At 71.4% G+C, this 24,513-nt stretch carries 26 protein-coding genes; 7 read left to right on the top strand and 19 right to left on the bottom strand.

Annotated elements, in window-relative coordinates:
- Positions 1 to 446 precede the first annotated feature (446 nt).
- The 3 genes from ACZ64A_RS13490 to ACZ64A_RS13480 are packed head-to-tail and all read left to right on the top strand — an operon-like array spanning position 447 to position 3,987.
- Positions 447 to 974 (top strand): PadR family transcriptional regulator, encoded by a 528-nt coding sequence (locus ACZ64A_RS13490; RefSeq protein ID WP_469810301.1) that lies wholly within the window; start codon positions 447 to 449, stop codon positions 972 to 974.
- A complete protein-coding gene (locus ACZ64A_RS13485) occupies positions 971 to 1,660 on the top strand; it encodes an ABC transporter ATP-binding protein (RefSeq protein ID WP_469810300.1) in 690 nt (229 codons plus the stop codon). The genes ACZ64A_RS13490 and ACZ64A_RS13485 overlap by 4 nt, the downstream gene beginning before the upstream one ends.
- A complete protein-coding gene (locus ACZ64A_RS13480; protein WP_469810299.1) occupies positions 1,657 to 3,987 on the top strand; it encodes an ABC transporter permease in 2,331 nt (776 codons plus the stop codon). Before ACZ64A_RS13485 ends, ACZ64A_RS13480 begins: the two co-directional genes overlap by 4 nt.
- A 423-nt stretch (positions 3,988 to 4,410) precedes the next feature.
- Here ACZ64A_RS13480 and ACZ64A_RS13475 read toward each other — a convergent pair whose 3' ends face one another.
- Entirely contained in the window at positions 4,411 to 5,379 is a 969-nt protein-coding gene (locus ACZ64A_RS13475; RefSeq protein WP_469810297.1) for a LysR substrate-binding domain-containing protein, read from the bottom strand.
- A 133-nt stretch (positions 5,380 to 5,512) separates the two neighbouring features.
- Between ACZ64A_RS13475 and ACZ64A_RS13470 the strand changes: the two genes are divergently transcribed.
- Together ACZ64A_RS13470 and ACZ64A_RS13465 are read left to right on the top strand one after the other, a co-directional pair.
- A complete protein-coding gene (locus tag ACZ64A_RS13470) occupies positions 5,513 to 6,067 on the top strand; it encodes a peroxiredoxin (RefSeq protein ID WP_469810296.1) in 555 nt (184 codons plus the stop codon).
- Between the two features lie 3 nt (positions 6,068 to 6,070).
- Positions 6,071 to 6,604: an alkyl hydroperoxide reductase gene (locus tag ACZ64A_RS13465; RefSeq protein ID WP_469810294.1), complete on the top strand. Its 534-nt coding sequence runs from the start codon at positions 6,071 to 6,073 to the stop codon at positions 6,602 to 6,604.
- Positions 6,605 to 6,814: 210 nt separating this feature from the next.
- On the opposite strand, the gene ACZ64A_RS13460 is transcribed toward ACZ64A_RS13465, so the two are convergent.
- The 5 genes from ACZ64A_RS13460 to ACZ64A_RS13440 form a co-directional block, all read right to left on the bottom strand.
- Complete coding sequence (locus ACZ64A_RS13460; protein WP_469810293.1) at positions 6,815 to 8,161, bottom strand: AI-2E family transporter; 1,347 nt, start codon at positions 8,159 to 8,161, stop codon at positions 6,815 to 6,817.
- A gap of 140 nt (positions 8,162 to 8,301) precedes the next feature.
- A complete protein-coding gene (locus ACZ64A_RS13455; RefSeq protein WP_469810292.1) occupies positions 8,302 to 9,015 on the bottom strand; it encodes an aggregation-promoting factor C-terminal-like domain-containing protein in 714 nt (237 codons plus the stop codon).
- 383 nt (positions 9,016 to 9,398) lie between these two features.
- On the bottom strand, positions 9,399 to 10,724 hold the full coding sequence (locus tag ACZ64A_RS13450; protein WP_469810291.1) for a PhoH family protein: 1,326 nt from the start codon (positions 10,722 to 10,724) through the stop codon (positions 9,399 to 9,401).
- A gap of 343 nt (positions 10,725 to 11,067) precedes the next feature.
- The gene (locus ACZ64A_RS13445) at positions 11,068 to 11,841 is read right to left on the bottom strand and encodes an isoprenyl transferase (protein ID WP_469810290.1); all 774 of its coding nucleotides are present in this window, start codon (positions 11,839 to 11,841) and stop codon (positions 11,068 to 11,070) included.
- A 678-nt stretch (positions 11,842 to 12,519) separates the two neighbouring features.
- Positions 12,520 to 13,311: a class I SAM-dependent methyltransferase gene (locus ACZ64A_RS13440; RefSeq protein ID WP_469810289.1), complete on the bottom strand. Its 792-nt coding sequence runs from the start codon at positions 13,309 to 13,311 to the stop codon at positions 12,520 to 12,522.
- 51 nt (positions 13,312 to 13,362) lie between these two features.
- On the opposite strand from ACZ64A_RS13440, the gene ACZ64A_RS13435 reads away from it, so the two are divergent.
- On the top strand, positions 13,363 to 13,890 hold the full coding sequence (locus ACZ64A_RS13435) for a DinB family protein (protein WP_469810288.1): 528 nt from the start codon (positions 13,363 to 13,365) through the stop codon (positions 13,888 to 13,890).
- A 19-nt stretch (positions 13,891 to 13,909) separates the two neighbouring features.
- Here ACZ64A_RS13435 and ACZ64A_RS13430 read toward each other — a convergent pair whose 3' ends face one another.
- On the bottom strand, positions 13,910 to 14,785 hold the full coding sequence (locus tag ACZ64A_RS13430; RefSeq protein ID WP_469810287.1) for an LLM class flavin-dependent oxidoreductase: 876 nt from the start codon (positions 14,783 to 14,785) through the stop codon (positions 13,910 to 13,912).
- A 56-nt stretch (positions 14,786 to 14,841) separates the two neighbouring features.
- Between ACZ64A_RS13430 and ACZ64A_RS13425 the strand changes: the two genes are divergently transcribed.
- Positions 14,842 to 15,219, top strand: coding sequence for a DUF192 domain-containing protein (locus ACZ64A_RS13425; RefSeq protein WP_469810286.1), 378 nt, complete (start codon positions 14,842 to 14,844; stop codon positions 15,217 to 15,219).
- On the opposite strand, the gene ACZ64A_RS13420 is transcribed toward ACZ64A_RS13425, so the two are convergent.
- From ACZ64A_RS13420 to ACZ64A_RS13365, 12 genes are all read right to left on the bottom strand, one after another.
- A complete protein-coding gene (locus ACZ64A_RS13420) occupies positions 15,194 to 15,802 on the bottom strand; it encodes an OmpA family protein (protein WP_469810284.1) in 609 nt (202 codons plus the stop codon). The two genes, ACZ64A_RS13425 and ACZ64A_RS13420, sit on opposite strands and share 26 nt — an antisense overlap.
- Positions 15,803 to 15,811: 9 nt before the next feature.
- A complete protein-coding gene (locus tag ACZ64A_RS13415) occupies positions 15,812 to 16,375 on the bottom strand; it encodes a hypothetical protein (protein ID WP_469810283.1) in 564 nt (187 codons plus the stop codon).
- 30 nt (positions 16,376 to 16,405) lie between these two features.
- Positions 16,406 to 17,005 carry a pilus assembly protein TadG-related protein gene (locus tag ACZ64A_RS13410; protein WP_469810282.1) on the bottom strand — a complete coding sequence of 200 codons (600 nt, stop codon included), beginning with the start codon at positions 17,003 to 17,005 and terminating at the stop codon, positions 16,406 to 16,408.
- A complete protein-coding gene (locus ACZ64A_RS13405; RefSeq protein WP_469810281.1) occupies positions 17,005 to 17,178 on the bottom strand; it encodes a Flp family type IVb pilin in 174 nt (57 codons plus the stop codon). The genes ACZ64A_RS13410 and ACZ64A_RS13405 overlap by 1 nt, the downstream gene beginning before the upstream one ends.
- 87 nt (positions 17,179 to 17,265) lie before the next feature.
- Entirely contained in the window at positions 17,266 to 18,015 is a 750-nt protein-coding gene (locus ACZ64A_RS13400) for a response regulator (RefSeq protein ID WP_469810279.1), read from the bottom strand.
- Entirely contained in the window at positions 18,015 to 19,301 is a 1,287-nt protein-coding gene (locus ACZ64A_RS13395; protein ID WP_469810278.1) for a sensor histidine kinase, read from the bottom strand. Before ACZ64A_RS13395 ends, ACZ64A_RS13400 begins: the two co-directional genes overlap by 1 nt.
- 42 nt (positions 19,302 to 19,343) lie before the next feature.
- Positions 19,344 to 20,231: a DUF5936 domain-containing protein gene (locus tag ACZ64A_RS13390; protein WP_469810276.1), complete on the bottom strand. Its 888-nt coding sequence runs from the start codon at positions 20,229 to 20,231 to the stop codon at positions 19,344 to 19,346.
- A 12-nt stretch (positions 20,232 to 20,243) separates the two neighbouring features.
- Positions 20,244 to 21,188, bottom strand: a complete 945-nt coding sequence (locus ACZ64A_RS13385) for a type II secretion system F family protein (RefSeq protein ID WP_469810275.1) — start codon at positions 21,186 to 21,188, stop codon at positions 20,244 to 20,246.
- Positions 21,189 to 21,191: 3 nt separating this feature from the next.
- On the bottom strand, positions 21,192 to 22,529 hold the full coding sequence (locus ACZ64A_RS13380) for a CpaF family protein (RefSeq protein WP_469810274.1): 1,338 nt from the start codon (positions 22,527 to 22,529) through the stop codon (positions 21,192 to 21,194).
- Between the two features lies 1 nt (position 22,530).
- On the bottom strand, positions 22,531 to 22,899 hold the full coding sequence (locus ACZ64A_RS13375; RefSeq protein WP_469810273.1) for a TadE/TadG family type IV pilus assembly protein: 369 nt from the start codon (positions 22,897 to 22,899) through the stop codon (positions 22,531 to 22,533).
- Positions 22,896 to 23,225, bottom strand: coding sequence for a pilus assembly protein (locus ACZ64A_RS13370; RefSeq protein ID WP_469810809.1), 330 nt, complete (start codon positions 23,223 to 23,225; stop codon positions 22,896 to 22,898). The genes ACZ64A_RS13375 and ACZ64A_RS13370 overlap by 4 nt, the downstream gene beginning before the upstream one ends.
- A 44-nt stretch (positions 23,226 to 23,269) precedes the next feature.
- Complete coding sequence (locus ACZ64A_RS13365; RefSeq protein WP_469810272.1) at positions 23,270 to 24,508, bottom strand: AAA family ATPase; 1,239 nt, start codon at positions 24,506 to 24,508, stop codon at positions 23,270 to 23,272.
- Between the last annotated feature and the right edge of the window lie 5 nt (positions 24,509 to 24,513).

The following is a 24,513-nucleotide window of genomic DNA, read 5'->3' as shown; positions in this document are numbered from 1 at the left end:
GGGTTCGTTTCGTCTGCGGGTGCGTGGCGCCTGCGGCGCGGGTGCCTGCGGCGCTGGGTGCGTTGTTGTCTGCGGGTGCGTGGGGGCTGGTCGCGCCGTTCCCCGCGCCCCTTTTGTGCCTGCGGCGGCCCGTTGCCGTCCGGTGGGCGGTTGCTGTCTGCGCCTGCGGCCGGTTTCTGAGTCGGGGCCGGGGTGGGGGGTGTCCGTCCTCGGTCCGGCCGGCCGTTTCCGACTAGGGCTCGGTGTCACGGTGCCGGACGCTGCGGGCGGACACCCCCCACCCCGTCCCCTCACCGCCGTACGCGGCTGCCCGCCGTCGTCGGCTGCGCGCCGGCGTGTTTCTGAACCGTGACAATCGTCTCCGACCTGCGGGGGCGCACTCGCTGCCATGGGGTCCGCACTCCGTGTATACACGGGGCGTATACACGGTGTGTACAGTCGTCGTCATGTCCATCGGTCACACCCTTTTGGGGCTCCTGGAGTCCGGTCCGCGGCACGGATACGACCTCAAGCGGGCCTTCGACGAGAAGTTCGGTCACGACCGGCCGCTGCACTACGGCCAGGTCTACTCGACGATGTCCCGCCTGCTGAAGAACGGTCTCGTCGAGGTCGACGGCATCGAGGCCGGCGGCGGCCCCGAGCGCAAGCGGTACGCGATCACCGAGGCCGGTATCACCGACGTGGAGCGGTGGCTCGCGACGCCGGAGAAGCCCGAGCCGTATCTGCAGTCGACGCTGTACACCAAGGTCGTCCTCGCGCTGCTCACCCGCCGCGACGCCGCCGACATTCTTGACACGCAGCGTTCGGAGCATCTGCGCAGCATGCGCATCCTGACCGAGCGCAAGCGCAAGGGTGATCTGGCGGATCAGTTGATCTGCGATCACGCACTGTTCCACCTGGAGGCCGACCTGCGCTGGCTCGAGCTGACCGCCGCCCGTCTGGACAAGCTGCGTCAGGCGGTGGTGGCCCCGTGAACGCCCCCGCCGGTTCCCTGCTCGCCGCCGATGAGCTGCGCAAGGTCTACGGGCCCACCGTCGCCCTGGACGGCGCCTCGTTCTCCATCCATCCCGGTGAGGTCGTCGCCGTCATGGGCCCCTCCGGCTCCGGCAAGTCGACGCTGCTGCACTGCCTCGCCGGTATCGTCCCGCCCGACGCCGGCACCATCAGGTACGCCGGGCGCGAGCTGTCGGCCATGAGCGACGCCCAGCGCAGCGCGCTGCGCCGGAGCGAGTTCGGGTTCGTCTTCCAGTTCGGCCAGCTCGTGCCCGAGCTGACGTGCGTCGAGAACGTGGCCCTGCCGCTGCGGCTCAACGGCACCTCCCGCAAGGAGGCCGAGCGGGCCGCGCTCGGGTGGATGGAGCGGCTCGAGGTCGACGATCTGAGGAAGAAGCGGCCCGGTGAGGTGTCCGGCGGGCAGGGGCAGCGCGTCGCCGTCGCCCGTGCGCTGGTCACCAACCCCCGTGTCGTCTTCGCCGACGAGCCCACCGGCGCCCTGGACTCCCTCAACGGCGAGCGCGTGATGGAGCTGCTGACCGACGCGGCCCGTTCCGCCAACGCCGCCGTCGTCCTCGTCACGCACGAGGCCCGGGTGGCCGCCTACTCCGACCGCGAGGTCGTCGTACGCGACGGCAAGTCCCGGGACATGGAGCGCGCGGTATGAGCCTGCGGCAGTGGGCCAGGGACCTGGCCATGGGGGTGCGGTTCGCCTACAGCGGCGGCCGCGAGGGATGGATCCGGGCCGTGCTGACGGCCGTGGGAGTGGGACTGGGCGTGGCGCTGCTGCTGCTCACCACCGCGATCCCGAGCGCGCTGGCGGTACGGCACGAGCGCAGCGAGGCGCGCGCCAGCCTGTACACCGGTGAGGGTGTCAAGAAGTCGGACCGCTCCCTCGTGGTCGCGGACGCGGGGACGTCGTTCCGGGACAAGGACGTGCTGGGGCGCGCGGTGCAGCCGGAGGGCCCGCACGCGCCGCTGCCGCCCGGCGTGGACGCCTTCCCCGCCAAGGGCGAGATGGTGGTCTCCCCCGCGCTGAAGAGGCTGCTCGAGTCCGACGACGGCCGGCTGCTGCGGGAGCGGCTGCCGGAGCGGATCGTCGGCACCATCGGCGAGAGCGGGCTGCTCGGGCCGGCCGAACTCCTCTTCTACCGCGGTGCGGACGGGCTGTCGTCCCAGGTCGACGGCGGCCGGGTGACGCGCCTCGAACACTTCGGCAACCCCAACGCCACCTCCGAGCGCATGGACCCCGTTCTGCTGCTGCTCGTCCTCGTCATCTTCCTCATCCTGCTGATGCCGGTGGCGGTGTTCATCGCCGCGGCCGTGCGCTTCGGCGGCGAGCAGCGCGACCGCCGGCTGGCCGCGCTACGGCTGGTCGGCTCCGACAGCGGCATGACCCGGCGTATCGCCGCCGGTGAGGCGCTCGGCGGCGCCCTGCTCGGGCTGGTCCTCGGCAGCGGGTTCTTCGTGCTCGGCCGGCAGCTGGCCGGGACCTTCGACGTACTGGACATCAGCGTCTTCCCCAGCTCTCTCAACCCCACCCCGCTGCTCGCCGTGCTCGTGGCCGTGGCGGTGCCCGCGGCAGCCGTACTCGTCACCTTGTTCGCGCTGCGCGGGGTCGTCATCGAGCCGCTGGGCGTGATCCGCACGGCGAAGCCCGCGCGGCGCAGACTGTGGTGGCGGCTGCTGCTGCCGCTGGCGGGCCTCGCGATGCTCTACCCGATGGTCGGCCAGGGCCGCAGCAACGGGAACTTCAACCAGTACCTGGTCTCGGGCGGTGTGCTGCTGCTCCTGGTCGGGGTGACCGCCCTGCTGCCGTGGGTGGTGGAGACGGTCGTCGCCCGCCTCGGCTCCGGCGGCATCGCCTGGCAACTTGCCGTGCGACGCCTGCAGTTGAGCAGCGGCACCGCGGCCCGGATGGTCAACGGGATCGCGGTGGCGGTGGCCGGCGCGATCGCTCTGCAGATGCTGTTCGCGGGCGTCGAGGGCGACTACACCCGCTCCTCCGGGAAGGACGTGACACGGGCTCAGATGCAGGTGACGTTCCCCGCCGGCGACGCGCTCGGGGACGCGGCGCAGAAGTTCCGGCGGACCCGGGGCGTGAGCCAGGTGACGGCGCTGTCCCAGGTCTCCGTCGGCGACGGCCGCAAGGAGCCCGAACTGGGCACCGAGTTGATGGTCGGCGACTGCGCGGCCCTGCGGGAGCTGGCCGCACTGCCGTCCTGCCGCGACGGCGACGTCTTCGCCCTGCGCGGCGGCGAGTACGAGGACGGCCAGACGGCGAAGCTCGCCCACCCGGGCCGCACGCTGTTCATCGACCCGTCCTACGGCGACAACCACGGCCGGGAGCTCCCCTGGCATGTGCCGGCGCACCTGAGGCAGGCCGACTCGATCAAGGACCCCAACGGCATCAAGCGCTCCGGCTTCCTGCTCACGCCGAGCGCCCTGCCCCCTCGGGCGGCCCCGGCACTGACCGGGCAGCTCTTCCTCGGCTTCGACCACTCCGTACCGGACGCCGTCGAGTACGCCCGCAACACCGCGGCCCGTATCGACCCCAGGGCCGACGCGATGCTGTGGTCGGCGACCCTGCAGTCCCCGAAGTTCGCCGCGATCCGCACCGGCCTCTTCGTCGGCGCGACCTGCGTGCTGGCCCTGATCGGGGCGAGCCTGCTGGTCTCCCAGCTGGAGCAGCTGCGCGAACGCCGCACACTGCTGTCGTCCCTGGTCGCCTTCGGCACCCGGCGCCGCACGCTGAGCCTGTCGGTCCTGTGGCAGACGGCGATCCCGATCGCCCTCGGCCTCCTGCTGGCCGCGGCGGTGGGCATGACCCTGGGCGCGGTCCTGCTCAGGATGACGGCCACCCCGATCCACGTGGACTGGCCGAGCGTCCTGTCGATGTCCGGCGTAGGCGCGGCGATCGTCCTCGCCGTGACGCTCCTCAGCCTGCCGCCCCTGCTGAAACTGATGCGCCCGGAAGGCCTGCGCACGGAGTAGCCGCGTACGGCGGGAAGGGGCCGGGGTGGGGGGTGTCCGCCCGCAGCGTCCGGCACCGTGACACGGCGCCCTCGTCGGAAACGGCCGGCCGGACCGAGGACGGACACCCCCCACCCCGTCCCCGACTCACCCACCGGCCGGAGGCGAAGACCGCAACCACCCACCGGACAGCGAGGGGCCGCCGCAGGCAAAAAAGGGGCGCGGGGAACGGCGCGACCAGCCACAACGAAACCCGCAGACGAAACACGACCAGGCGCCGCAGGCAACCGCGACCAGCCACAACGAAACCCGCAGACAACAACGCACCCAGCGCCGCAGGCACCCGGCGCCGCAGGCACCCGGCGCCGCAGGCAACCGGCGCCGCAGGCAACCGCGACCAGCCACGATGCAGCCGCAGACGACAGACAACTGAACGGCAGATGCTTACCCGTCAGAGACAACCCGCACCGGCAACAACCGCAGAGCCCCCCGCAACGCCCCCGCCAACTCCCCGTACTCCCCGGAACGCGCGGCCCCGGTCCGCATGGCCAACCCCACCCTCCGCGTGGGCGCCGGCGGCGCGAAGTACCCCGTGAGCAGCTGACTGCTCCGCGCCGTCTCCAGTTTCAGCGCCGTCCGCGGCAGCAGCGTGCAGCCCAGTCCCCCGGCGACCAGCTGCACCAGCGTGGACAGCCCGGCCGCCGTGGTCGTCACCGGCGCGTCCTCGCGCCCCGCCTCGCGGCAGATGTCGAGCGCCTGGTCCCGCAGGCAGTGACCCTCGTCCAGCAGCAGCAGATTCAGTTCCTTCAGCGCCTCCCGGGGGATCCCCTCCCGCCCGCCGAGCCGGTGGTCCAGCGGCGTGACGAGCACGAAGTCCTCGTCGAACAGCGGGAGTTCGACCACGCCGGGCACCCCGAGCGGCACCGCGAGCAGCAGCAGGTCCAGCCGCCCGGAGTTCAGCCCCTCCACGAGGGAAGCCGTCTGCTCCTCGTGCACCTGGAGATCCAGCGCCGGATACCGCTCGTGCACCAGCCGCAGCACCGTCGGCAGCAGATACGGCGCGACCGTCGGGATCACCCCGAGCCGCAGCACCCCGGTGAACGGCGCCCGTACCGCCTCGGCCTCCTCCAGCAGCGCCCCGACCTCGTCGAGTACGGCCCTGGCGCGCACCGCGAGCCGTTCACCGGCCGGCGACAGCAGCACCTTGCGCGTCGTACGCTCGAGGAGGGTGACACCGAGTGTCTCCTCCAGCGCGGACACCGCGCCGGAGAGCGCCGGCTGGCTCATCCCGATCGCCGCCGCGGCATCGCGGAAGTGCAGATGCTCGGCGACCGCGGCGAAGGCCCGCAACTGCGCCAGGCTGGGCTGTTTCCGTTTGCCGCCGGCCCCGCCGGTCACACCCGTGACGCTCACTGATAACTCCCTCCGATCAACTCGACCGAGTGTAGCTATTTCCGTAATCAATGCACGGTGTGCCAACATCAACAGCGTCCAACCCATGGGAAACACCCTCAAAAGGGGTGTTTCTTCGCTGCAAGGAGAGCGTGTGCTCACTGTCGGTGACAAGTTCCCCGAGTTCGAACTGACCGCCTGCGTCTCGCTGGAGAAGGGCAAGGAGTTCGACACGATCAACCACAAGACCTACGAGGGCAAGTGGAAGGTCGTCTTTGCGTGGCCCAAGGACTTCACCTTCGTGTGCCCGACCGAGATCGCCGCTTTCGGCAAGCTGAACGACGAGTTCGCCGACCGCGACGCGCAGATCCTCGGCTTCTCCGGTGACTCCGAGTTCGTCCACCACGCCTGGCGCAAGGACCACCCGGACCTGACGGACCTGCCGTTCCCGATGATGGCGGACTCCAAGCACGAGCTGATGCGCGAGCTCGGCATCGAGGGCGAGGACGGCTTCGCGCAGCGCGCCGTGTTCGTCGTCGACCCGAACAACGAGATCCAGTTCACCATGGTGACCGCGGGTTCCGTCGGCCGGAACCCGAAGGAGGTCCTGCGGGTCCTGGACGCCCTGCAGACCGACGAGCTGTGCCCGTGCAACTGGAGCAAGGGCGACGAGACCCTGGACCCGGTCAAGCTGCTGGCTGGTGAGTGAGGCATGTCCCTCGACTCCCTGAAGTCCCGCGTCCCGGACTATGCCAAGGACCTGAAGCTCAACCTGGGCTCGGTCATCGGCAACTCCGACCTGCCCGCGCAGCAGCTGTGGGGCACGGTGCTGGCGACCGCGATCGCCTCGCGCTCCCCGATCGTGCTGCGCGAGCTGGAGCCGGAGGCGAAGGCGAACCTGACGCCTGAGGCGTACCAGGCCGCGAAGGCGGCCGCGGCCGTCATGGCGATGAACAACGTCTTCTACCGCACCCGCCACCTGCTGTCGGACCACGAGTACGGCAACCTGCGCGCGGGCCTGCGGATGAACGTCATCGGCAACCCCGGTGTCGACAAGACCGACTTCGAGCTGTGGTCCTTCGCGGTCTCCGCGATCAACGGCTGCGGCATGTGCCTGGACTCGCACGAGCAGGTGCTGCGCAAGGCCGGCGTCGAGCGCGAGGTCGTCCAGGAGGCCTTCAAGATCGCCTCGGTCGTCCAGGCCGTCGGCGTGACGCTGGAGGCGGAGGCGGTCCTGGCCGAGTAGGGCCCGGGCCAGCGCCTGCCGCGAAGGCCCCGTCCACCATCGGGTGGGCGGGGCCTTCGTCTGCGTGGGACCCACCGAACGTACGGCTCAAACCGAGCGCGGGCCGCGAGCCTCGGGCCGAGCGCCGCCGTGAGCCTCCGGCCAAGCGCCGCCGCGAGCCTCGGGCCGAGCGCCGTCGCCGGCCGAGCGCGCCGCGCCGCGGGCCGGGGTTCAGGCCGGCGGCGTCTCGCTTGCGGGCTCCGGCGTGGCGGCCGGCTCCGCGGCGGCCGCCTTCGCCGCCGCCACGTCCGACGCCGTCGCGCCGCGCGGCCGCGGCGTGTGCCGGGTCGCCGCCTCGTGGGAGTACGCCCGCAGATAGCCGGCGACCGAGTTGGTCACCGCCACGAGCGGCACCGCCACCACCGCGCCGCCGATCCCGGCGATCATGCCGCCGGCCGCCACCGACAGCACCACCGCGAGCGGATGCACCCGCACGGCCCGGCCGAGGATGAACGGCTGCAGGATGTGCCCCTCGATCTGCTGCACGGCGAGCACCACGACCAGGACCATCACGGCCGTGAACACGCCCTGCGTCACGAGCGCCACCACGACCGCGAGCGCGCCCGAGACGACCGCGCCGACGAGCGGGATGAAGGCGAACAGGAAGATGAACACCGCGAGCGGCACGGCCATCGGCACATTGAGGAAGTAGATGCCGAGGCCGATGAAGATCGCGTCGATGAGCGCGACGATCACCGTGCCGCGCACGTACGCGGTGAGGGTGCGCCAGGCGCGCGGGCCGGCGCCGGCCACGCCCGGGCGGGCGGCGGCCGGGACCAGCTTCATGGTCCATTCCCAGATGCGGCGGCCGTCGTACAGCAGGAAGAGCGTGGAGAAGACGGTCAGCAGGATGCCGGTGAGGGCCTCCACGACGACCTGTACGCCCTCAAGCCCGGCCGAGGTGATCTGGTCGGTGTTGGCGCCGATCGCCTCGCGCAGGTTCTTCGCGATCTGGTTGATCTGCTTGTCGGTGACGTGGAACGGGCTGTTGAGCAGCCATTTGCGCAGCTCGTCGATGCCGTCCTGGATCTGGCTGGAGAGGTTGTCGATGTTCTCCATGACCTGCCAGCTCACGAACCAGCCGATCAGCCCCATCACGACGAAGCCGAAGATCGCCGTCATCGCCGTGGCGAGGCCGCGCGGCACGCCCATACGGGTCAGCCGCGCCACCGACGGCTGGAGCAGCGCGGTGATGAGCAGCGCGGTGACGAAGGCGAGGACGACGAGCTGGACGGCGCTGATGACCCGCATCAGCACCCACAGCGTGCCGGCCAGGATCAGCAGCCGCCAGCCGGCCTCGGCCGCGACGCGGACGCCCCAGGGGACGGCCTGCGCGGGGTCCGGGCGGGCCGGGACCGTGGGCGCGTAGTCGGGGGGCGGGGGCACGTGCTCGGCGGGCGCGACCGGTTCGTGGTCGTCGTCCTCCCGCTCGAACTCGGCGCGGCGCTCGTCGAGCCGCTCGCTTATTCCGGTCAGTCCGGCGCCGAGCCGGCCGAGCCACCCTGGCACTCGCGACATGATCCGTCCTCTTCCCCCGTCTGCCCTCACCACTCCCCCCGGAGCCGTCGCGTACGACCGTACAGGGCGAAAGCCCCTCCCCCTAGGACGGGGAGGGGCTGCGCGAGGTTGAGCGAAAGGGTGTACCGGGCCGGGCGGACCTAGTACCAGTGGTTGGCCTGCCAGAACGACCAGGCGTCGCACGGGCTGCCGTACCGGCTGTTCATGTAGTTCAGGCCCCACTTGATCTGGGTGGCCGGATTGGTCTGCCAGTCGGCGCCGACGGAGGACATCTTGGAGCCGGGCAGAGCCTGGAAGAGACCGTAGGCGCCGGAGGAGGCGTTGACGGCCTGGTAGTTCCAGCTGGACTCGTGGTCCACGATGTTGCTGAAGCACTGGAACTGGCCGCCGCCGACCATCTGACGCGCCATCGCCTGGATCTGCGAGACCGTGTAGGAGCTCTGGACGGCGAAGGTGGAGGCGTCCCGGACGGCGCTGCGGCTGGCGGCCTTCTTGGCCTCCTCGCGCTCCTTGGCTTCCTTGGCCGCCTTCTCGGCGGCTTCCTTCTTCGCGATCGCGGTCTCGGCGGCCGCCTTGCGGGCCGCTTCCTCGGCGGTCTTCTTGGCGCTCGCGTCCGCGGCGATGGCCTGTGCGTCGGCCTGCTGCGCGAGGGACGCGGTCTGCACCTGGGCCTGCTGACCCGCGGGTATGTCCGCGAGGAGCGTGACCTCGGATGCCGTCGCCTCGGCGTCGTTGGGCTGCGCGGTGCTGCCCGAGGCAACGCCGACGACGCTTCCGACAGCGGTGACCGCGGTGGCGGAGGCCACTGCGAATCCCCGGACCGAAATCCGGCTCACACGGTTTCCTTCCAGCATCGCCCGCTTCGGTGACCCTGGCGGACGCAATCGTGCCCCTGAACACTGGCCTCCCCAACTGCGGGGTCACGGGAGGCGCGGGCCCGGTGGGCAACTCCCTGCTGGGGAGCGCCGCGTGGTGCTCGGGCGGCATACGACGGCTGCTATGGAGTTGGGTTCCTGCTGTGGTGCCGTACCGCTGGGGGTACAAGTGTGTCGTATGCGGGGCCTGACAGGAGTGAGACTCTAGCCGTAACCCGGCGCCGCACCGCAATTCCGAGTCGCGTGTGAAAGCTCACATCCCGTTTGAGCCCGGGGATTTCATCGAACTCCCACATACGGCGGCGCCGCCCCGCTAGGCTCTCCACCTTTGCGGGACGGCGCCAACCTCCGGGAATTCCGGATCAGATGCTGCTGTCCTCCAGCATTTCGGTCACAAGCGCCGCGATCTGGGACCTCTCGGACCGGTTGAGCGTGACGTGCGCGAAGAGCGGATGCCCCTTCAGCTTTTCCACGACGGCGACGACACCGTCGTAGCGCCCGACGCGCAGATTGTCCCGCTGGGCCACGTCATGGGTCAGAACGACCCGGGAATTCGCCCCGATCCGGGACAACACGGTCAGCAGGACGTTGCGTTCGAGCGACTGGGCCTCGTCGACGATGACGAACGCGTCGTGCAGCGAGCGGCCGCGGATGTGGGTGAGCGGCAGGACCTCCAGCATCCCGCGCGCGGTGACCTCCTCGATGACCTCGCGCGAGGTGACCGCCGAGAGCGTGTCGAAGACGGCCTGCGCCCACGGGCTCATCTTCTCCGCCTCGGAGCCGGGCAGATAGCCCAGCTCCTGGCCGCCGACCGCGTACAGCGGGCGGAAGACCATCACCTTCTGGTGCTGGCGGCGTTCCAGGACCGCCTCCAGACCGGCGCACAGGGCGAGCGCCGACTTGCCGGTGCCGGCCCGGCCGCCCATGGACACGATCCCGACGTCCGGGTCGAGCAGCAGGTCCAGCGCGATGCGCTGCTCGGCGCTGCGGCCCTTGATGCCGAACGCCTCCCGGTCGCCGCGCACCAGGCGGACGTTGCCGTCCGGCGTGACACGGCCGAGGGCCTTGCCGCGCTCGGAGTGGATGGTCAGCCCCGTGTGCACGGGCAGGTCGGCCGCCTGCGGGACGTACAGGTGTCCTTCCTCGAAGAGGATGTCCACCTGTTCGGCCGGCAGGGTGAGTTCGCTCATCCCGGTCCAGCCGGAGTTCTCCGTGATGGCCAGTTCGGCCCGGTACTCCTCGGCGAGCAGACCCACCGAGGACGCCTTGATCCTGAGCGGGAGGTCCTTCGAGACGACGGTGACGTCGAACCCCTCCGCCTGGAGGTTGCGTGCGACCGCGAGGATGCGGGAGTCGTTGTCCCCCAGCCGGTAGCCACTGGGCAGCACGCTGGGGTCCGAGTGGTTGAGCTCGACCCGTACGGTCCCGCCGAGGTCCCCGGTCGGAATGGGGGCATCGAGGCGGCCGTGCCGTACCCGGAGGTCGTCGAGCAGACGCAGGGCCTGCCGGGCGAAATACCCGAGTTCGGGATGGTGCCGCTTGGCCTCCAGCTCCGTGACCACGACGATGGGGAGCACGACCTCGTGCTCGTCGAAGCGGCTCAAGGCGTTCGGGTCGGCCAGCAGGACGCTGGTGTCGAGAACGTAGGTGCGCCGGTCTGGCTTGGGGCGCTTTGTGCTGGTCACCACGGAAGGACGTACCCCCTCGGATGAGGTCGGGGAGCGACGAAGTGGAGCTGGGCCGGTGGCTCGCCCTCGCATGCGGCGGGCCGTGAACCGGCCCTCCGCGGCTGCTTCCGCGCGGTGGCCGCACGGTCGGGCTGGTGCAAAGGGCCTCCCGGGCGGACGGCCCCGTGCCGTCCGCTGAGATACGACGCCCGTGGTTCGGGTGTCGACCTGCTTGCCTTATGCCCTCGAAAATGCGCCGCCATGCCACAGGGCAGGGCGGCGCAGCGGTGAACTCCGTGTTACTTCCGCGCGAAACGGGGTACACGGGGATTTCTCCCCGGGGGGACGGCGGCGTGCCGCCGTGTCAGCCGCCGTAACGGCGGTGGCGGGCCGCGTAGTCGCGCAGGGCACGCAGGAAGTCGACCTTGCGGAAGGCCGGCCAGAAGACCTCGCAGAAGTAGTACTCCGAGTGCGCGGTCTGCCACAGCATGAAACCGGACAGCCGCTGCTCTCCGCTGGTGCGGATGACGAGGTCGGGGTCGGGCTGGGCGCTGGTGTACAGGTGACGGCCGATCATGTCGACGTCGACCTGCTCGGCGAGGTCGTCCATCGCCATGCCCCGCTCGTGGGCGTCGAACAGCATGGAGCGCACGGCGTCGGCGATCTCCTGGCGGCCGCCGTAGCCGATGGCGACGTTGACCACTATCCCCTCGACGTGCGCGGTGGACTCCTCGGCCTCCTTCAGGGTGCGCTGCATGCCGGCCGGGAGGATGTCGGGGGTGCCGACGTGGTGCACGCGCCAGCGGCCGTCGGCGGCGAGGGTGCGCACGACGCCCTCGATGATGCCGAGCAGCGGGCGCAGCTCGTCCTCCGGGCGGCTGAGGTTGTCCGTGGACAGCAGCCAGAGGGTGACGACCTCGACGTCGGTCTCGCTGCACCAGCCGAGGAACTCCTCGATCTTGTCGGCCCCGGCCTGGTGTCCCTGCTCGGTGGTCGAGCCCGCGGCCTTCGCCCAGCGCCGGTTGCCGTCCATGATGACGCCGATGTGCTTGGGCACCTGAGCGTGGTCCAGGTGGCCTTCCACCCGCCGCGCGTACAGCTTGACGAGCAGGCCGCGCAGCTTGTCGCGCAGGTTCACGTGATTGTCAGCCCCTCCGGTGCGGATCGGACATGCGCGCCGGGCTCGGCCGGGCGCGGCACCTGTCCGTATGGCGGTCCCCGATGGCGAAGCCTACCCCCGCCGGCCCGGGTGGCCGCCAACGGGTGTCCGGCGTACGGCGGCTGCGGCGGCGCCCCCGGGCGCCCTGCTGGAGCGGGCGCGGAGGGGAAAAGAAAACGGGCCGGTCCGTGGGGGGGAGACGGACCGGCCCGAGGGGGGGGTTTCCACCATAACCCTTCGTAAGGGCAGGTGTGTGCATCGGCGTGCCACAACTACTCTCCGAATCCGGCCGGCGACAGCCCGCTGGGGGAAGAAGGCGTGGTGGGCGCGGTTTTCGGGGTGAGGGGGAACATGCCTGCGGCCGTCCCTCCGATGGGCGACCCGGCGCGTCAGCGTCCTTGACGGGTCAGGCGCCCTTGCCGGGTCAGCGCCATTTACGGGTCAGCGCCCTTGAAGGGTCCGCATCGTTGAAGGGTCCGCATCGTTGACGGGTCCGCGTCCTTGACGGCGCCGGTACCGCGCAGCCCCCTCCACTGCGCGGTACCGCCCGCGCAGCTTTGCTCACGCGAATCGCCTTGGTCTGAACCTATGTGAGGCAGCCGGGTGAAGGCGAGCCGCTCGCGATAACGATGTGGAAACCGTGTGAGGCAAGTGACGTCAGTGACTCGCCTTGCGCGCGTCGAAGAGGTGCCGGCTGCTGTGCGCGACGAAGGGCCCCTCGGCCTGGATCCGCTCGTGCAGCGCGCGCAGCTGCGGCTCGTACGCCTCCACGGTGAAACCGGGGACCATCCAGACCACCTTCCGCAGGAAGTGCACCACGGCCCCGATGTCGTGGAACTCCATCCGCAGCCGCTCGGCCCGCAGGTCCACGACCTCCAGCCCCGCCGCCTCCGCGTCGGCGCGCTCGCTCCGCGGGTCCCGGGCGCCGCGCATCTCCCGGGACTGCGGCCCGAGGAAGTACTCGACGAGTTCGAAGACGCTGCTCGGACCGACGTGCTGCGCGAAGTACGTGCCGCCGGGCTCCAGGACGCGGGCGATCTCCGCCCAGTGCGGCCGCACCGGGTGCCGGCTCACGACGAGGTCGAAGGCGGCGTCGGAGAACGGCAGCGGCGCCTCGTCCGGCGAGGCGACCACCGCGACGCCGCGCGGCCGCAGCAGCGCGGTCGCCTTGGCCACGTTCGGCGGCCAGCCCTCGGTGGCGACGACGAGGGCGGGGGCGCCGGCCGCGCGCCCGAGGGCGAAGTCGAGCACTTCCCCTCCCCCGGTCTGCAGGTCGAGGACGGCGGTGGCCGAGCCGAGCCGCTCGGCCATCGACGTGGCGTACCCCCAGGACGGCCGTGCCTCGGTGGCCCGCCCCTCGAACCAGGAGAAGTCCCAGCCCTCGGTGGGCGCGGCGACCGCCTCGGAGACGAGGTCTTCGAAGGTACGGCCGTGCGGGTGTGCGTTCATACGGGCGATGATCGCAGGGCGTTGTCAGTGGCCGCTGCTAATTTCGGCGGCATGGCGAACGACGAGGTGAGTGACGCGGACGCGGGCATGCCCTACGCGGGCGGCGAGAAGGAGACACTCCGGGCGAGCCTGGACCGGCACCGGGACGCGGTGCTCGGCAAGCTGCGGGGACTGGACGAGGAGCGGCTGCGCCGCCCCATGACACCCACCGGCACCAATCTGCTCGGGCTGGTCAAACACCTGGCCTCGGTGGAGTACGGCTGGTTCGTCGGCACGTTCGGCCGCGAGGTGGAACCGCTGTGGTTCGACCCGTACTCGGACGAGGACATGTACGCCTCCGACGACGAGACGGCGGAACAGATCGTCGCCTTCTACGGCCGCGCCCGCACCGCCGCCGACCGCACGATCACCGAACTGCCGCTGGACGCGGTGGGCCACCCGGAGTGGCACAAGGACCGCGAGGTGTCCCTGCGCTGGGTGCTGGTCCACATGATCGAGGAGACGGCACGGCACGCCGGCCACATGGACATCGTGCGGGAGCTGATCGACGGCGCGACGGGGGACGGCACGGCGGGATGAGCGGCCCCGGCGGCCGCCTTCAGACCAGCAGGGGCTTCACCTGTTCGGCGGCGAACCGGACGAACCCCTCCGGGTCGGGCTCGTCCGCCGTCGGCTGCAGTACGACGGTGTCGGCGTCGGCCGCGGCGAACTCCCGGACGGCCTCGGCGACGGTCACGGCGTCCCCGGCGACCCCCAGACCGGGGACGTCGGCGACGCCCTCGGCCACGAGTTCGGCCCGCAGCCGGGCCCGGGCGTCCGCTCCGGTGGCGGCGAGGAGGTAGACGACGATCCGGTGCGGGTCGCCGAGCCGCCCGGCCGCCGCACGCCCCTCGTCGACGATGCGGCGCGCCCGCCGCACGGCGTCGGGCGAGTTGTTCATCGTCAGCAGCGTGCCGTCGGCGGCCTCGCCGGACAGCCGCAGGGAACGCGGCCCGGTGACTCCGGCGAGCACCGGCACGGGCGCCGGCGGCGGCCAGTCGAGCGCGACGTCGTCGAGACGGACATAGCGTCCCTCGGTGCTCAGCCGCTCACCGGCCAGCAGGGCGCGCAGGGCCCGCAGATACTCGCCGAGCAGCGTCACCGGCGACGCGGCGCGCGCCCCGACCTGCGCCATCCAGTCCTGCACACCGTGTCCGACGGTGAGGATCGAGCGGCCGGGGAACATGCGCTCCAGCGCGGCGGCCTCCATGGCCGTGACGGCGACGTTGCGCAGCGGGACGGGCAGCAGTCCCATCCCGACCCGCACCCGCTCGGTCCAGGCCAGCGCGGCCGCGGCCGTGGACACCCCGCCCTCCAGGAAGCAGTCCTCCCACAACCACAACTCCTCCAGCCCGCACGCATCGGCGACCCCGGCCACGGCGCGCAACCGCTCGGGCGGAAGCTGAGGACGAAAGACGACGCCGAGTGCAGTCATGGAAGGTTCTTATCCTGGGGTGGCCGGGGGGACAACTGCTTTACGGGGAGGGCGCCATGGGACTGCGGCGGGAGCTGCGGGACGGGCGGGGCGTACTGACGGTCGGCGAGGGCGCGGGGGCGGTCCGGGTACCGCTGGAGATCGCGGCCTCCTATCGCGCCCGCACGAAGGGGTTGCTGGGGCGCACCGCCCTGGACGGGGCGATGCTGCTCTCCCCCGCGAACAGTGTCCACACCTTCCGGATGCGGATGCCCATCGACGTCGCCTACCTCGACCGGCGCCTGCGCGTCGTCGCCGTGCGCACCATGCGGCCGGGGCGGCTGGGCAGGCCCCGGCTGCGGGCGCGGCACGTGCTGGAGGCGGAGGCGGGCGCGATGGCCCGGTGGGGGGTGCGGGTGGGGGTGCGGGTCAGCTTTCCGAGCGCGGGAAACTGACCTCGACGCGGCGGTTCTTGCGGCGGCCCTCCTCCGTGGCGTTCGAGGCGATCGGGTAGTCCTCGCCGTATCCCCTGACCTCGAAGGTGACGCCCGGGTCGTTCAGGTCTGTGTCCAGGGCTTCCTGTACGGCGTTGGCGCGCTGCCGGGACAGGACGTCGCCGTGGGCGGCGGAGCCGAGGTTGTCGGTGAAGCCGAAGACGCGGATGCGGGTGGCGTGCTGCTTCTTGATCTCCCCGGCGATGGCGGCGATGCGCGCCCGCGCGTCCGGGCCGAGCTTGGCGCTGTCCTTGCCGAACAGCACCTCGGCCTGCAGGGCGAACTTCACATCCGCGTTGGTGTCCTCACGGCGCTCGTCTCCCGACTGGTCCTCGACGACGGACTTGATGTCCAGCACCTTGGGCGCGGCCAGCGTGGCCCCTTCGGGCAGCTTGAGGTCGGGGTCGCGCGGGTCCACCTGCACAGGGGCGGCGGCAGTGGCCTCGGCACCGGGCGGCACGCTCGGCCCGCCGTCGGCGTAGGCCGTGGTCACGGTGAGAAGGAGGACGGCGGCAGTGAGGGAGAGGGTCCGGGTGAGAGTCATGGGGGTGCCTCAGCCCGAGATCTGGATCGCGCCACTGGCGAACATGGGCAGTTGGAAGGTCACTTCTGTGGTGCCGGCCGGTGGAGCGGGGAATTGAATGAAGAAGGCAAGTGTCTCCCCGGGCTTGAGCGAGGAGAAGCCGGTGGTGGTGAGCGGCCTTCCGTCGGTGTCACGCAGCACGTAGTACCGCTTCTTCTCCTTGCTGTCCACCAAGGTCGCGCCGCCGAGGGACATGCCGTGTCGCACGATCTCCGTCTCGTCCCCTCGCACGCCGGCGGGGACGGTCACACGCTGGGCACCGTCGTTCTTCAGGTTCCCGTTCACGGTGACGAATCCGCCCGCGTCCCGCTGGGCCGAGGTGACTTGGAGCAGCAGGCCGTTCGGGCCCTTCATCTCGGCCATGGGGGCGTCCGACTGGCCCTCCTGAGCGGTTGGCTTCGAGTCGCCGTTCTGCGAAGCAGACGCTGACGACTTCGGCTTCGGCTTGTCGTCGCCTCCCCCGCCACAGGCGGACACACCGACTGCCAGCCCGACCGCCACGGCCAGTGCGGCCATCCCCCTGCGCATGCTCATCGCTCCGCTTCCTTCTCCACTCGTCGTTCGCTACTCGTTCGACACCAGGTGGACGTCGAAGAGGTCCTTCGGTTCCGGGAGACCCTCCGGATCCTCGGGGTCGATGTCCCAGTCGCGGTCCTTGCACATGAGGTGAGGAAGCGCCCCCTTCACGGTGTCCTTCTGCGCAGCCTTGAAGATGCAGAGCGGCTCGACCGCGGCCCTTGCGGAAGCCACCGCGTACCGGTTCTCCGTGCCAGGGACGACGGAGTCGCCCACGGGTTTGTCGGTCTTGACGTCGACTTCGTAGCCCAGTGGCTCTACGGGCGTGCACAGGCCGACGGAGGCGTCGTTCTGTGCGGCGAGTTCGTATGCGCGTGAGCAGGAGTCGGCGGTGTGAACGTCTCCGTCGAGGATGGCCGGCCAGGTGGTCGGATCGCGCAGCTTCTCCACCCACAGGTCGACCAGCTGGTCCCTGGTGTCCTGGGCCGCTGCGAGAGCCGCCGCATCCGCCGCGGTCTGGGCGTCGCTCCTCCTGGCCGCGGCCTGGCCGACCGCAAGATACGCGAACGCAAGCAGAAGCAGGCCCGCTATCACCGTGATGTAGACAGGAAAGGCCTGCCCTGCGTCGCCGTACGGCCGGCGGGGCATCAGCCGCCGATGACCTCGTTGATCTTGTCCGTGATGGCGGTATAGATGGTGTTGCCGATGTCCGTGCCCGTGATCGCCAACACGATGGCGACCACGACCGCGATGATGCCCAGATACTCCACCGCCGTCTGGCCCCTGTCGTCGCGGGCGGTGCGGTTGATCCAGTTGCTCATGGTGCTCCCCTCTGTCGGCACCGGGAGCGTAGGGGCGTGACGGGGCGTCGGCCGAGGGTCCGTGGGCCCAAAAGCGGGCCCAGGCGTTCACCTCTGCTCCCGGGGGGCCGTGCCCAGCCACTTGGCCGTCGCCTCCGCGCGGCTGGTGCTGTGGAGCTTGGCGAAGATGCGGTTGATGTGGTTCTTGACCGTCTTCTCGCTGATGAAGCAGGCCGCGGCGATCTGCTGGTTCGTCAGGCCCGTGGCGATGAGGTCCATGATCTCCGCTTCCCGCGCGCTGAGTTGAGCACCCAACGGCGTCGACTGTCCCACATCGAGTTGCAATTGTGAAGGGGTAGAGGAATAAGTGCCGCGATTCTGCGCCACGTTCGCCGCGTTGCCGTGTGCAGTCGCACTTGCGCCGTCACCCCGCAGATGCCCCAGCAGCGCCTCCGTGGCCGTCGGAGACACATGTGGGCGGCCCCGGCTCGCGTCCCGTACCGCCGTCAGGAGCTGGTCCACCGTGAACTCGCCGTGGACCAGATATCCCGCCGCTCCCCTGCGCAGCGCTTCCAGCGTGGTCTCCGGTTCGCCGCTGTAGGTGAGCATGAGGACCGGGGCGAGCGGGGTGAGGTGCGGGAGGGCCGTCAGGCCGTCGACGCCGGGCATGTGGACGTCCAGCAGGATCACGTCGGGCCGGTGCCGGTGTGCCGCGTCCTGGGCCTGGCGGCCGTCGGACGCCTCCGCCACGACCGTGATGTCCTCGTGGCCGGACAGCAGTGCGGTCAGGCCGGCCCGGACGACCGGGTTGTCGTCCGCGATCAGGACGCGCAGGGCTGCCGTCTCGGGCGGTGACATCAGGCTTCTCCGGCTGTCGGGTGCAGGGGGACCTCCACGCTGATGCGGGTACCCCGGGCCCGGTCGCCTTGGCCGATGGCGAGGCTGGCTCCGATGGAGGTGGCGCGTTCGGCCATGCCCAGGAGGCCGAAGTGGCCTGCGGTGCGGAGGTGTTCGAGAGCCGTGCCCGCGGGGAGGCCGGGCCCGTCGTCGCTGATGGTCATGCGGAGGCGGTCCTCGCACACATCCGTGCGGACCTCGATCCGGCCGGGACTCGCGTGGCGGTGGGCGTTCTCCAGCGCCTCGTCGCAGATTTTCAGGAGGTGGTGCGTCGTCGCGGGCGGCAGCGCCGGCGGTCGGGGCGGCGCGGTGGCCCGGCACTCCACGGGAATGCCCGTGCGGCTGGTGAAGTCGCGCACGCGCGCGTCCAGTTCGCCGATCAGGTCCGTGTCCGCGGCCACCCCACTGCGCAGGTCCCTCAGCAGCGCGCGGGTCTCCGTGGCGGCCCTGCGGGCGGCGCGTGCGATCAGCTCCGCCTGCTGTGCGACGACCACCGGGTCCGTGTGCGGCCGGCTCGCCGAGGCCGCGAGGCCGTCCGCGGCCAGCGCGACACCGTGCAGGGTCTTGGCCACCGAGTCGTGCATCTCGCGGGCGAGGCGCGCCCGTTCGGCGTCCGTCGCCTCGCGCGCGGCGAGCCGGGAGCGGGCCTGGGCGAGGGCCTGTGTCGCGGCACCGAAGCGCAGGAGGAGGTTGCGCAGGGTGGAGCCGAGGGCCCCGGTCACCACGCACAGGCCGGGCAGCAGGAGCGCCTCGGCGGGGTTGGTGTGCAGGTCGTGGGCCGTGGCGTGGACCAGGAGCAGGATCAGCGACTGAAGGCTGGCGAAGCAGGCCGCTCCGCGCCAGCTGTAGACGATGCCGGCGAGCAGGGGGGTGCAGACGCTGACGTAGGCGAGGGTGGTGTCGGGGCCGGCGGAGATCAGCAGGAGCGAGCCGAAGAGGGTGTCGACCGCGAGGAGGGTGGGGTGGCGCAGGAGGAGGGGGCCGAAGCGTTCCCAGTCGCGGAAGAGGGCGTAGGAGGCCATGAACGTGACGACGACCGCTGCGCCGACCAGACGGGTGCCCCAGCCGGGGGCGGCGTGGAGGAGAGCGGAGGGGGAGGCGAGGGCGATCATGGCCAGGCGGAAGCCGAAGACCTGACGGCACAGGGCTTGCAGGGCGTTGCGTTCGGGCGCTGGCGCGGCTGCGGGTGCGGGCGTGGGTGCGGAAGGCCGCGTGGGGGCCTTCTCGCTCTGGGGGGCCTTCCCCACGTGCGTCTTCCTGTGTTCCGTCAGCGCCATCGTCCCTCCCCTCTAATCCCCGGTGATCGACCCGAAGTCGGTGCCCGAGCCCAGCAGCAGGCCCGCTCCGAGCAGCAGCATCGTCGCCGGGACCATAAACGTCGTGATCATGAGCGTGGCCCGCGGGACCGCCCGTGCCGCCTTGCGCCGGGCGTTCTGCGCGTCGGTGCGGCGCATGTCCTTGGCGAGGGAGACCAGCGTGTCGACGATCGGCGCGCCCAGCTCCTCGCCCTGTTGGAGGGCGGTGACGAACATGGCGACCTGTTCGGAGTCGTTGCGGCGGCGCAGTGCCGCGAACGCCTCGCGGCGGCTCATGCCGAGGTCCATCTGGCGCAGGGTGATGCGGATCTCGTCGGCCCAGGGGCCCTCGTAGCGGGACGCCACCCGGTCCAGGGCCTGGCGGAAGCCGAGGCCGGCGCTGACGACGACGGCGAGGACGTCCAGGAAGTCCGGCAGGGTGCGTTCGATGACGTCCTTGCGGACGCGGATCGCCGCCCAGATGCCGACCTCCGTCCAGAAGGCGCCGAACGCCAGCAGGAGGAGCGCGATCAGGTACTGGCCGCGCAGCAGGAAGACCAGGAAGCCGACGGCGCCGAGGAAGCCGTAGACGGCTCTGCGGGCCGCGTAGCGGTCCAGGGTGAGGCCGCCGGGGTTGCCGGCCAGGTCGATCTTGCGGCGGTAGCGCGCGACGAGCCGGGGGCCCATCAGGCGCAGTACGGCAGGGGCGTACCGCATGCCCATGCGGTCGATGAGGGAGTCGACCGCGCCGGTGCGGGTCGAGCCGACCTCCAGGGCGAGGGCGAGGTCGCCGGGGAGCTTGGCCTCCGCCCGGTACATGCGGATGCCGGTGAAGATGCCCGCCACGCTCAGCGCCATCAGCAGCGCAAGTCCGATTGCCATGCCGGTGTCTCCTCAGACGTCGATGCGGGACATACGGCGGATGAGGACGAAGCCGATCGCGTACAGCACGAACGCGATGATCACGCAGGCCTGGCCGACGGGTGAGCCCGTCATGCGGTCCAGGGCACCGTCCTTGACGCCGTTCATGAGGAACAGCGAGCCGATGCCCATGACCGGGACGGCGTACGACGTCATGCTGACCTGGGAGAGCTGGGTGCGGATCTCGCGCCGGGTCTCCTTGCGTTCCTCCAGCGTCTCGGTCAGGTTGCGCAGGGCGCCGACGACCTGGCCGCCCGCCCGGTTCGACAGGACGAGGGTGGTCACGAGGACGACCAGTTCGCGGGAGGGGAGGCGGTCGGCGAGTTCGCCCAGGGCGTCGTCCAAGGACACGCCCACCGCCAGCTGGTCGGCCACCTTGGACAGCTCCTCCCCGGCCGGTGCCTCCAGTTCCTCCGCCGCCATGCCGATCGCGGTGCGCAGGGCGAGCCCGGCCTGGGTGGCGTTGGCCAGGATGCGGGCGAGTTCGGGAAGCTGGTTGATGAACTTCTCGATGCGTTTCTGCCGCTGCCAGGTGAGGAACTGCAGGGCCGCCCAGACGCCGAGCAGACCGGCGAGGGGACCGAAGAACGGCGCGAGGGCCGCCTGGCCCAGCAGCCACAGACCGGCGACGGCCGCCAGCATCGCGGCGGTGAACTCGCCCGGGGTCACGTCCAGACCCGTCGCGGCCAGCCGCAGCTCCAGCTTCCGTCCGGGTTTCGTGCGGCGCAGGCGGCGGTCCAGGCCCCGGAAGTGGCGGGTACGGCCGCTTGCGGGGAGCCGGCCGGTGTGGGTGAGGCGGTCGACGAGGGCGGCGCGTTCGGCCCGTCCGCGGGCGTACAGGTGGAGGCCGACGACGGCGAGGACGCAGGTCAGCAGGGTGACGCCGGTCGTGAGCGAGACCAGTGTGCTCAGGTCCATGGGCTACCTCGCCTCTCGGGTGGCCAGCTGTTCGGCGCTGTGGGCGACGCCGTAGGCCTGGGGGATGGGCTGGCCGGCCAGGTAGAGGCGGTCGGCGGTGCGGCGCGGCAGCGGGAAGTACTGGAAGGTGCCGTGCACGCGGCCGTCGCCGGTCATCGGCTGGGCCTGGAACCGGGCGGCGGTGGCCAGCCGGTACGGCTCGCCGCCGTGGCTGTCGAGCAGGGCGATCTCTGTGATGCGGCGGGCGCCGTCGGGGAAGCGGGTGAGCTGGACGATGACGTCGACGGCGCTGTTGATCTGGTCGTGCAGGGCGGCGAAGGGGATCTCCACGTCGGACATGGAGGCGAGGGTCTGCAGCCGGGTGAGGGCGTCCTCGGCGCTGTTGGCGTGCACGGTGGCCAGGGAGCCGTCGTGACCGGTGGACATGGCCTGGAGCATGTCGAGGGACTCTCCGCCGCGGACCTCTCCGACGACGATCCGGTCGGGCCGCATGCGCAGCGAGTTGCGGACGAGGTCGCGGATGGTGATGCGGCCCTTGCCCTCGACGTTGGGCGGGCGGGACTCCAGGCGGATCACGTGGGACTGCTGGAGCTGGAGTTCGGCGGAGTCCTCGATGGTGATGATGCGTTCGTTCGCCGGGATCAGCCCGGACAGCGCGTTGAGCAGGGTCGTCTTCCCGGTGCCGGTGGCGCCGGAGACGATGATGTTGAAGCGGGCCTGCACCAGGCCGGCCAGCAGGAACACCATGTGCTCGTCGAGGGAGTCGAAGCCCACCAGCTCGTGCAGGGTGAAGGAGCGCGGGAAGCGGCGGATGGTGAGGGTCGGGCCGGTCAGGGACAGCGGGGGGATGATGACGTTGACGCGTTCGCCGGAGGGGAGGCGGGCGTCGACCATCGGGTTGGACTCGTCGACGCGGCGGTTGACCGTGGAGACGATCCGCTCGATGGTCTGCATCAGCTGGTCGGCGCTGGCGAAGCGGAGCGGGAGCTGTTCGACGCGGCCGGCCCGCTCGACGAAGATCGCGTCGGGGCCGTTGACCATGATCTCCGTGATGGAGGCGTCCTCGAGGAGGGGTTCGAGGATGCCGAGGCCGAGCGCCTCGTCGACCACGCGGCGGATCAGCTGCGAGCGTTCGACCGTGGACAGGACCGGTCCCTCACGGCTGATGATGTGGCCGAGGACGCGTTCGAGGCGGGCCCGGCGGTCGGCGGCGGCCAGCGCGCCCATCTCCGCGAGGTCGATCTCCTCCAGCAGCTTGGCGCGGTAGGAGGCGACCAGGTGGCCGTCCTCGCCGCGGCTGCGGTGCTCCTCGGGGGAGCTGACGCGGGCCCGCAGGCTCATCTCAGGTGCTCCTCGGTCGGTGGTCGAGCGGCATGGTCGCGGTGCGGGTGGCGTTGCCGAAATCCCAGACCAGGGTGGGGATGTGGACGGTGGCGGTGACCTGGACGGCCTCGCCGAGGTCGGCTTTCGCGCAGCTGGTGCCGTCTGCCAGGGCGTCGCTGACGGCGTCCTGGCAGGCCCGCTGGTAGTCGTCGTCCAGCGAGGCGCTGCGCGCCCCCGCCCGGGCCGCGGTGCCGGCCTGCTGGGCGGCGTAGGCGATCAGGCCCAGCTGGATGCCGGCGAGGGCGACGAGGAGGAGGACCGGCAGGAAGCCGAGGTACTCGATCGCCACCTGGCCCCGGTCGCGGGCGCCACCGACGTACCGCGTCATTCCTTCGCCTCCTCCACCGCGCCCGCCGTGCCGTGGACGCGCAGCGGGAACCCGATCACGCCCGGGAAGAGGACGGGGACCTCCAGGGAGACCTGGGCCTTCACATAGCCGTCCGCCGTGGTGCAGCCGACCTCCGCAGCGCCCCGCCACGGGCCCGACAGCTTGTCCGTGCCCGCCCGCCGGCAGGCCCCGTCACGCGCTCCCCGGTCGGCCGCCGTGCCCGCGCGCACCGCCTCGTCGGCGGCGTTCCCGGCGAGGCTGAACGTGTAGCCGACGAGGACGCACTGCCACAGCACGACCAGGGTGACGATGATCAGCGGGGTCATGCCGAGGAACTCGACGGTGACCTGTCCCCCGTCCTTCCAGCGCTTCACCCGCCCTCCCTCCGCCTGCGCAGCACCAGCGCGCCGCGCCCGCCCGCCCGGTGTCCGCCCTCGGCCGGGCGGGCGAGGCCGAGTTCGCCGGCGAGGCTCCACAGCGCTTGTTTCACGGCCGACTTGTTCTCCAGCTCGTGCAGCCGGCCGGCGTCGACGACGGCCTGGAGTTCCTTGAAGTGGGCGGGGACCGCGGTGGCCGCGAGGGCGGTGCCGGTGATCTTCTGGATGAGGGCGGGCTGGATCTCGGTACCGCGTGTGTGGCGGTTGACGACGACGGTGGTCTCCTCGGCCTTGCGGATCTGGAGCCGGTCCCACAGGCGTACGGCCCGCTTGGCGCCTCGGACGGCGACCACGTCGGGGGTGGTGACCAGCAGGGCCGTGTCGGCCATCTCCACGGCGGTCGCCCCCGCGCCGGACAGTTGTGCGCCGCAGTCGACCACGACGACGTCGTAGCGGGAACGCAGGGCGCTGACGAGGTGGCGGGCGGCGCGGTCGGTGACGTCCTCGGCGCGTTCGCCCTCGGCCGGGGCGAGCAGCAGGGCCAGTCCCGTGTCGTGGTTGAAGACGGCGTCGGCGAGGACGCGCGGGGTGATGTCGGTGATGGCGGCGAGGTCGACGACGGAGCGGCGGAACTGCACGTCGAGGTAGGAGGCGATGTCACCGGTCTGCAGGTCCAGGTCGACCAGGGCGGTGGCGCGCCCGGCGGCCTGCGCGGCGAGGGCGAGATGGACTGCGGTGACGGTGGTGCCGACACCGCCCTTGGCCCCGCTGACGGTGACGACGGTGCCGCCCGAGCCGGTGAACACGTCGCCGCCGTGCCCGAGGTGGCGCCGGACGCCCACCGACCACTGGGCGACGGCCTGGACGCGGCTGGCGAGCTCCTCGTAGGACAGGGGCAGCGCGACCAGGCCGCGGGCTCCTGCGTCCATGGCGGCGGAGAAGAGCACGGGGCTGGCGTCGGTGGTGACCAGGATGACGCCGACCGAGGGGAAGCGCAGGGCGACTTCGCGGATGAGTTCCAGGGCGGGGACGGGGCCGATGCGTTCGTGGACGACGACGACTTCGGGCAGTTCGCCGACGGACTCGGCGGCGAGGCGGGCGAGGGTGTCGACGAGCTGGGTGGAGTCGACCACGGGCGCGGCGGGTTCGGCGTCGGGCAGCTGGCTGAGCAGGGTCGTCAGGGACCGGACGGCGTCGGTGTCGCCGACCGCGGGGAGGATCCTCGTGGGCATGCGGG

Source organism: Streptomyces sp. NPDC104814 (assembly GCF_055583185.1).
This window is presented reverse-complemented; position numbering and strand designations above follow the sequence as displayed.

Coding starts and splice junctions, on each gene's coding strand:
- ACZ64A_RS13490 (WP_469810301.1), top strand. CDS start 447: ATGTCCATCGGTCACACCCTTTTGGGGCTCCTGGAGTCCGGTCCGCGG.
- ACZ64A_RS13480 (WP_469810299.1), top strand. CDS start 1,657: ATGAGCCTGCGGCAGTGGGCCAGGGACCTGGCCATGGGGGTGCGGTTC.
- ACZ64A_RS13465 (WP_469810294.1), top strand. CDS start 6,071: ATGTCCCTCGACTCCCTGAAGTCCCGCGTCCCGGACTATGCCAAGGAC.
- ACZ64A_RS13460 (WP_469810293.1), bottom strand. CDS start 8,161: ATGTCGCGAGTGCCAGGGTGGCTCGGCCGGCTCGGCGCCGGACTGACC.
- ACZ64A_RS13455 (WP_469810292.1), bottom strand. CDS start 9,015: ATGCTGGAAGGAAACCGTGTGAGCCGGATTTCGGTCCGGGGATTCGCA.
- ACZ64A_RS13440 (WP_469810289.1), bottom strand. CDS start 13,311: ATGAACGCACACCCGCACGGCCGTACCTTCGAAGACCTCGTCTCCGAG.
- ACZ64A_RS13435 (WP_469810288.1), top strand. CDS start 13,363: ATGGCGAACGACGAGGTGAGTGACGCGGACGCGGGCATGCCCTACGCG.
- ACZ64A_RS13430 (WP_469810287.1), bottom strand. CDS start 14,785: ATGACTGCACTCGGCGTCGTCTTTCGTCCTCAGCTTCCGCCCGAGCGG.
- ACZ64A_RS13425 (WP_469810286.1), top strand. CDS start 14,842: ATGGGACTGCGGCGGGAGCTGCGGGACGGGCGGGGCGTACTGACGGTC.
- ACZ64A_RS13420 (WP_469810284.1), bottom strand. CDS start 15,802: ATGACTCTCACCCGGACCCTCTCCCTCACTGCCGCCGTCCTCCTTCTC.
- ACZ64A_RS13415 (WP_469810283.1), bottom strand. CDS start 16,375: ATGAGCATGCGCAGGGGGATGGCCGCACTGGCCGTGGCGGTCGGGCTG.
- ACZ64A_RS13410 (WP_469810282.1), bottom strand. CDS start 17,005: ATGCCCCGCCGGCCGTACGGCGACGCAGGGCAGGCCTTTCCTGTCTAC.
- ACZ64A_RS13405 (WP_469810281.1), bottom strand. CDS start 17,178: ATGAGCAACTGGATCAACCGCACCGCCCGCGACGACAGGGGCCAGACG.
- ACZ64A_RS13400 (WP_469810279.1), bottom strand. CDS start 18,015: ATGTCACCGCCCGAGACGGCAGCCCTGCGCGTCCTGATCGCGGACGAC.
- ACZ64A_RS13390 (WP_469810276.1), bottom strand. CDS start 20,231: ATGGCAATCGGACTTGCGCTGCTGATGGCGCTGAGCGTGGCGGGCATC.
- ACZ64A_RS13385 (WP_469810275.1), bottom strand. CDS start 21,188: ATGGACCTGAGCACACTGGTCTCGCTCACGACCGGCGTCACCCTGCTG.
- ACZ64A_RS13380 (WP_469810274.1), bottom strand. CDS start 22,529: ATGAGCCTGCGGGCCCGCGTCAGCTCCCCCGAGGAGCACCGCAGCCGC.
- ACZ64A_RS13375 (WP_469810273.1), bottom strand. CDS start 22,899: ATGACGCGGTACGTCGGTGGCGCCCGCGACCGGGGCCAGGTGGCGATC.
- ACZ64A_RS13370 (WP_469810809.1), bottom strand. CDS start 23,225: ATGACCCCGCTGATCATCGTCACCCTGGTCGTGCTGTGGCAGTGCGTC.
- ACZ64A_RS13365 (WP_469810272.1), bottom strand. CDS start 24,508: ATGCCCACGAGGATCCTCCCCGCGGTCGGCGACACCGACGCCGTCCGG.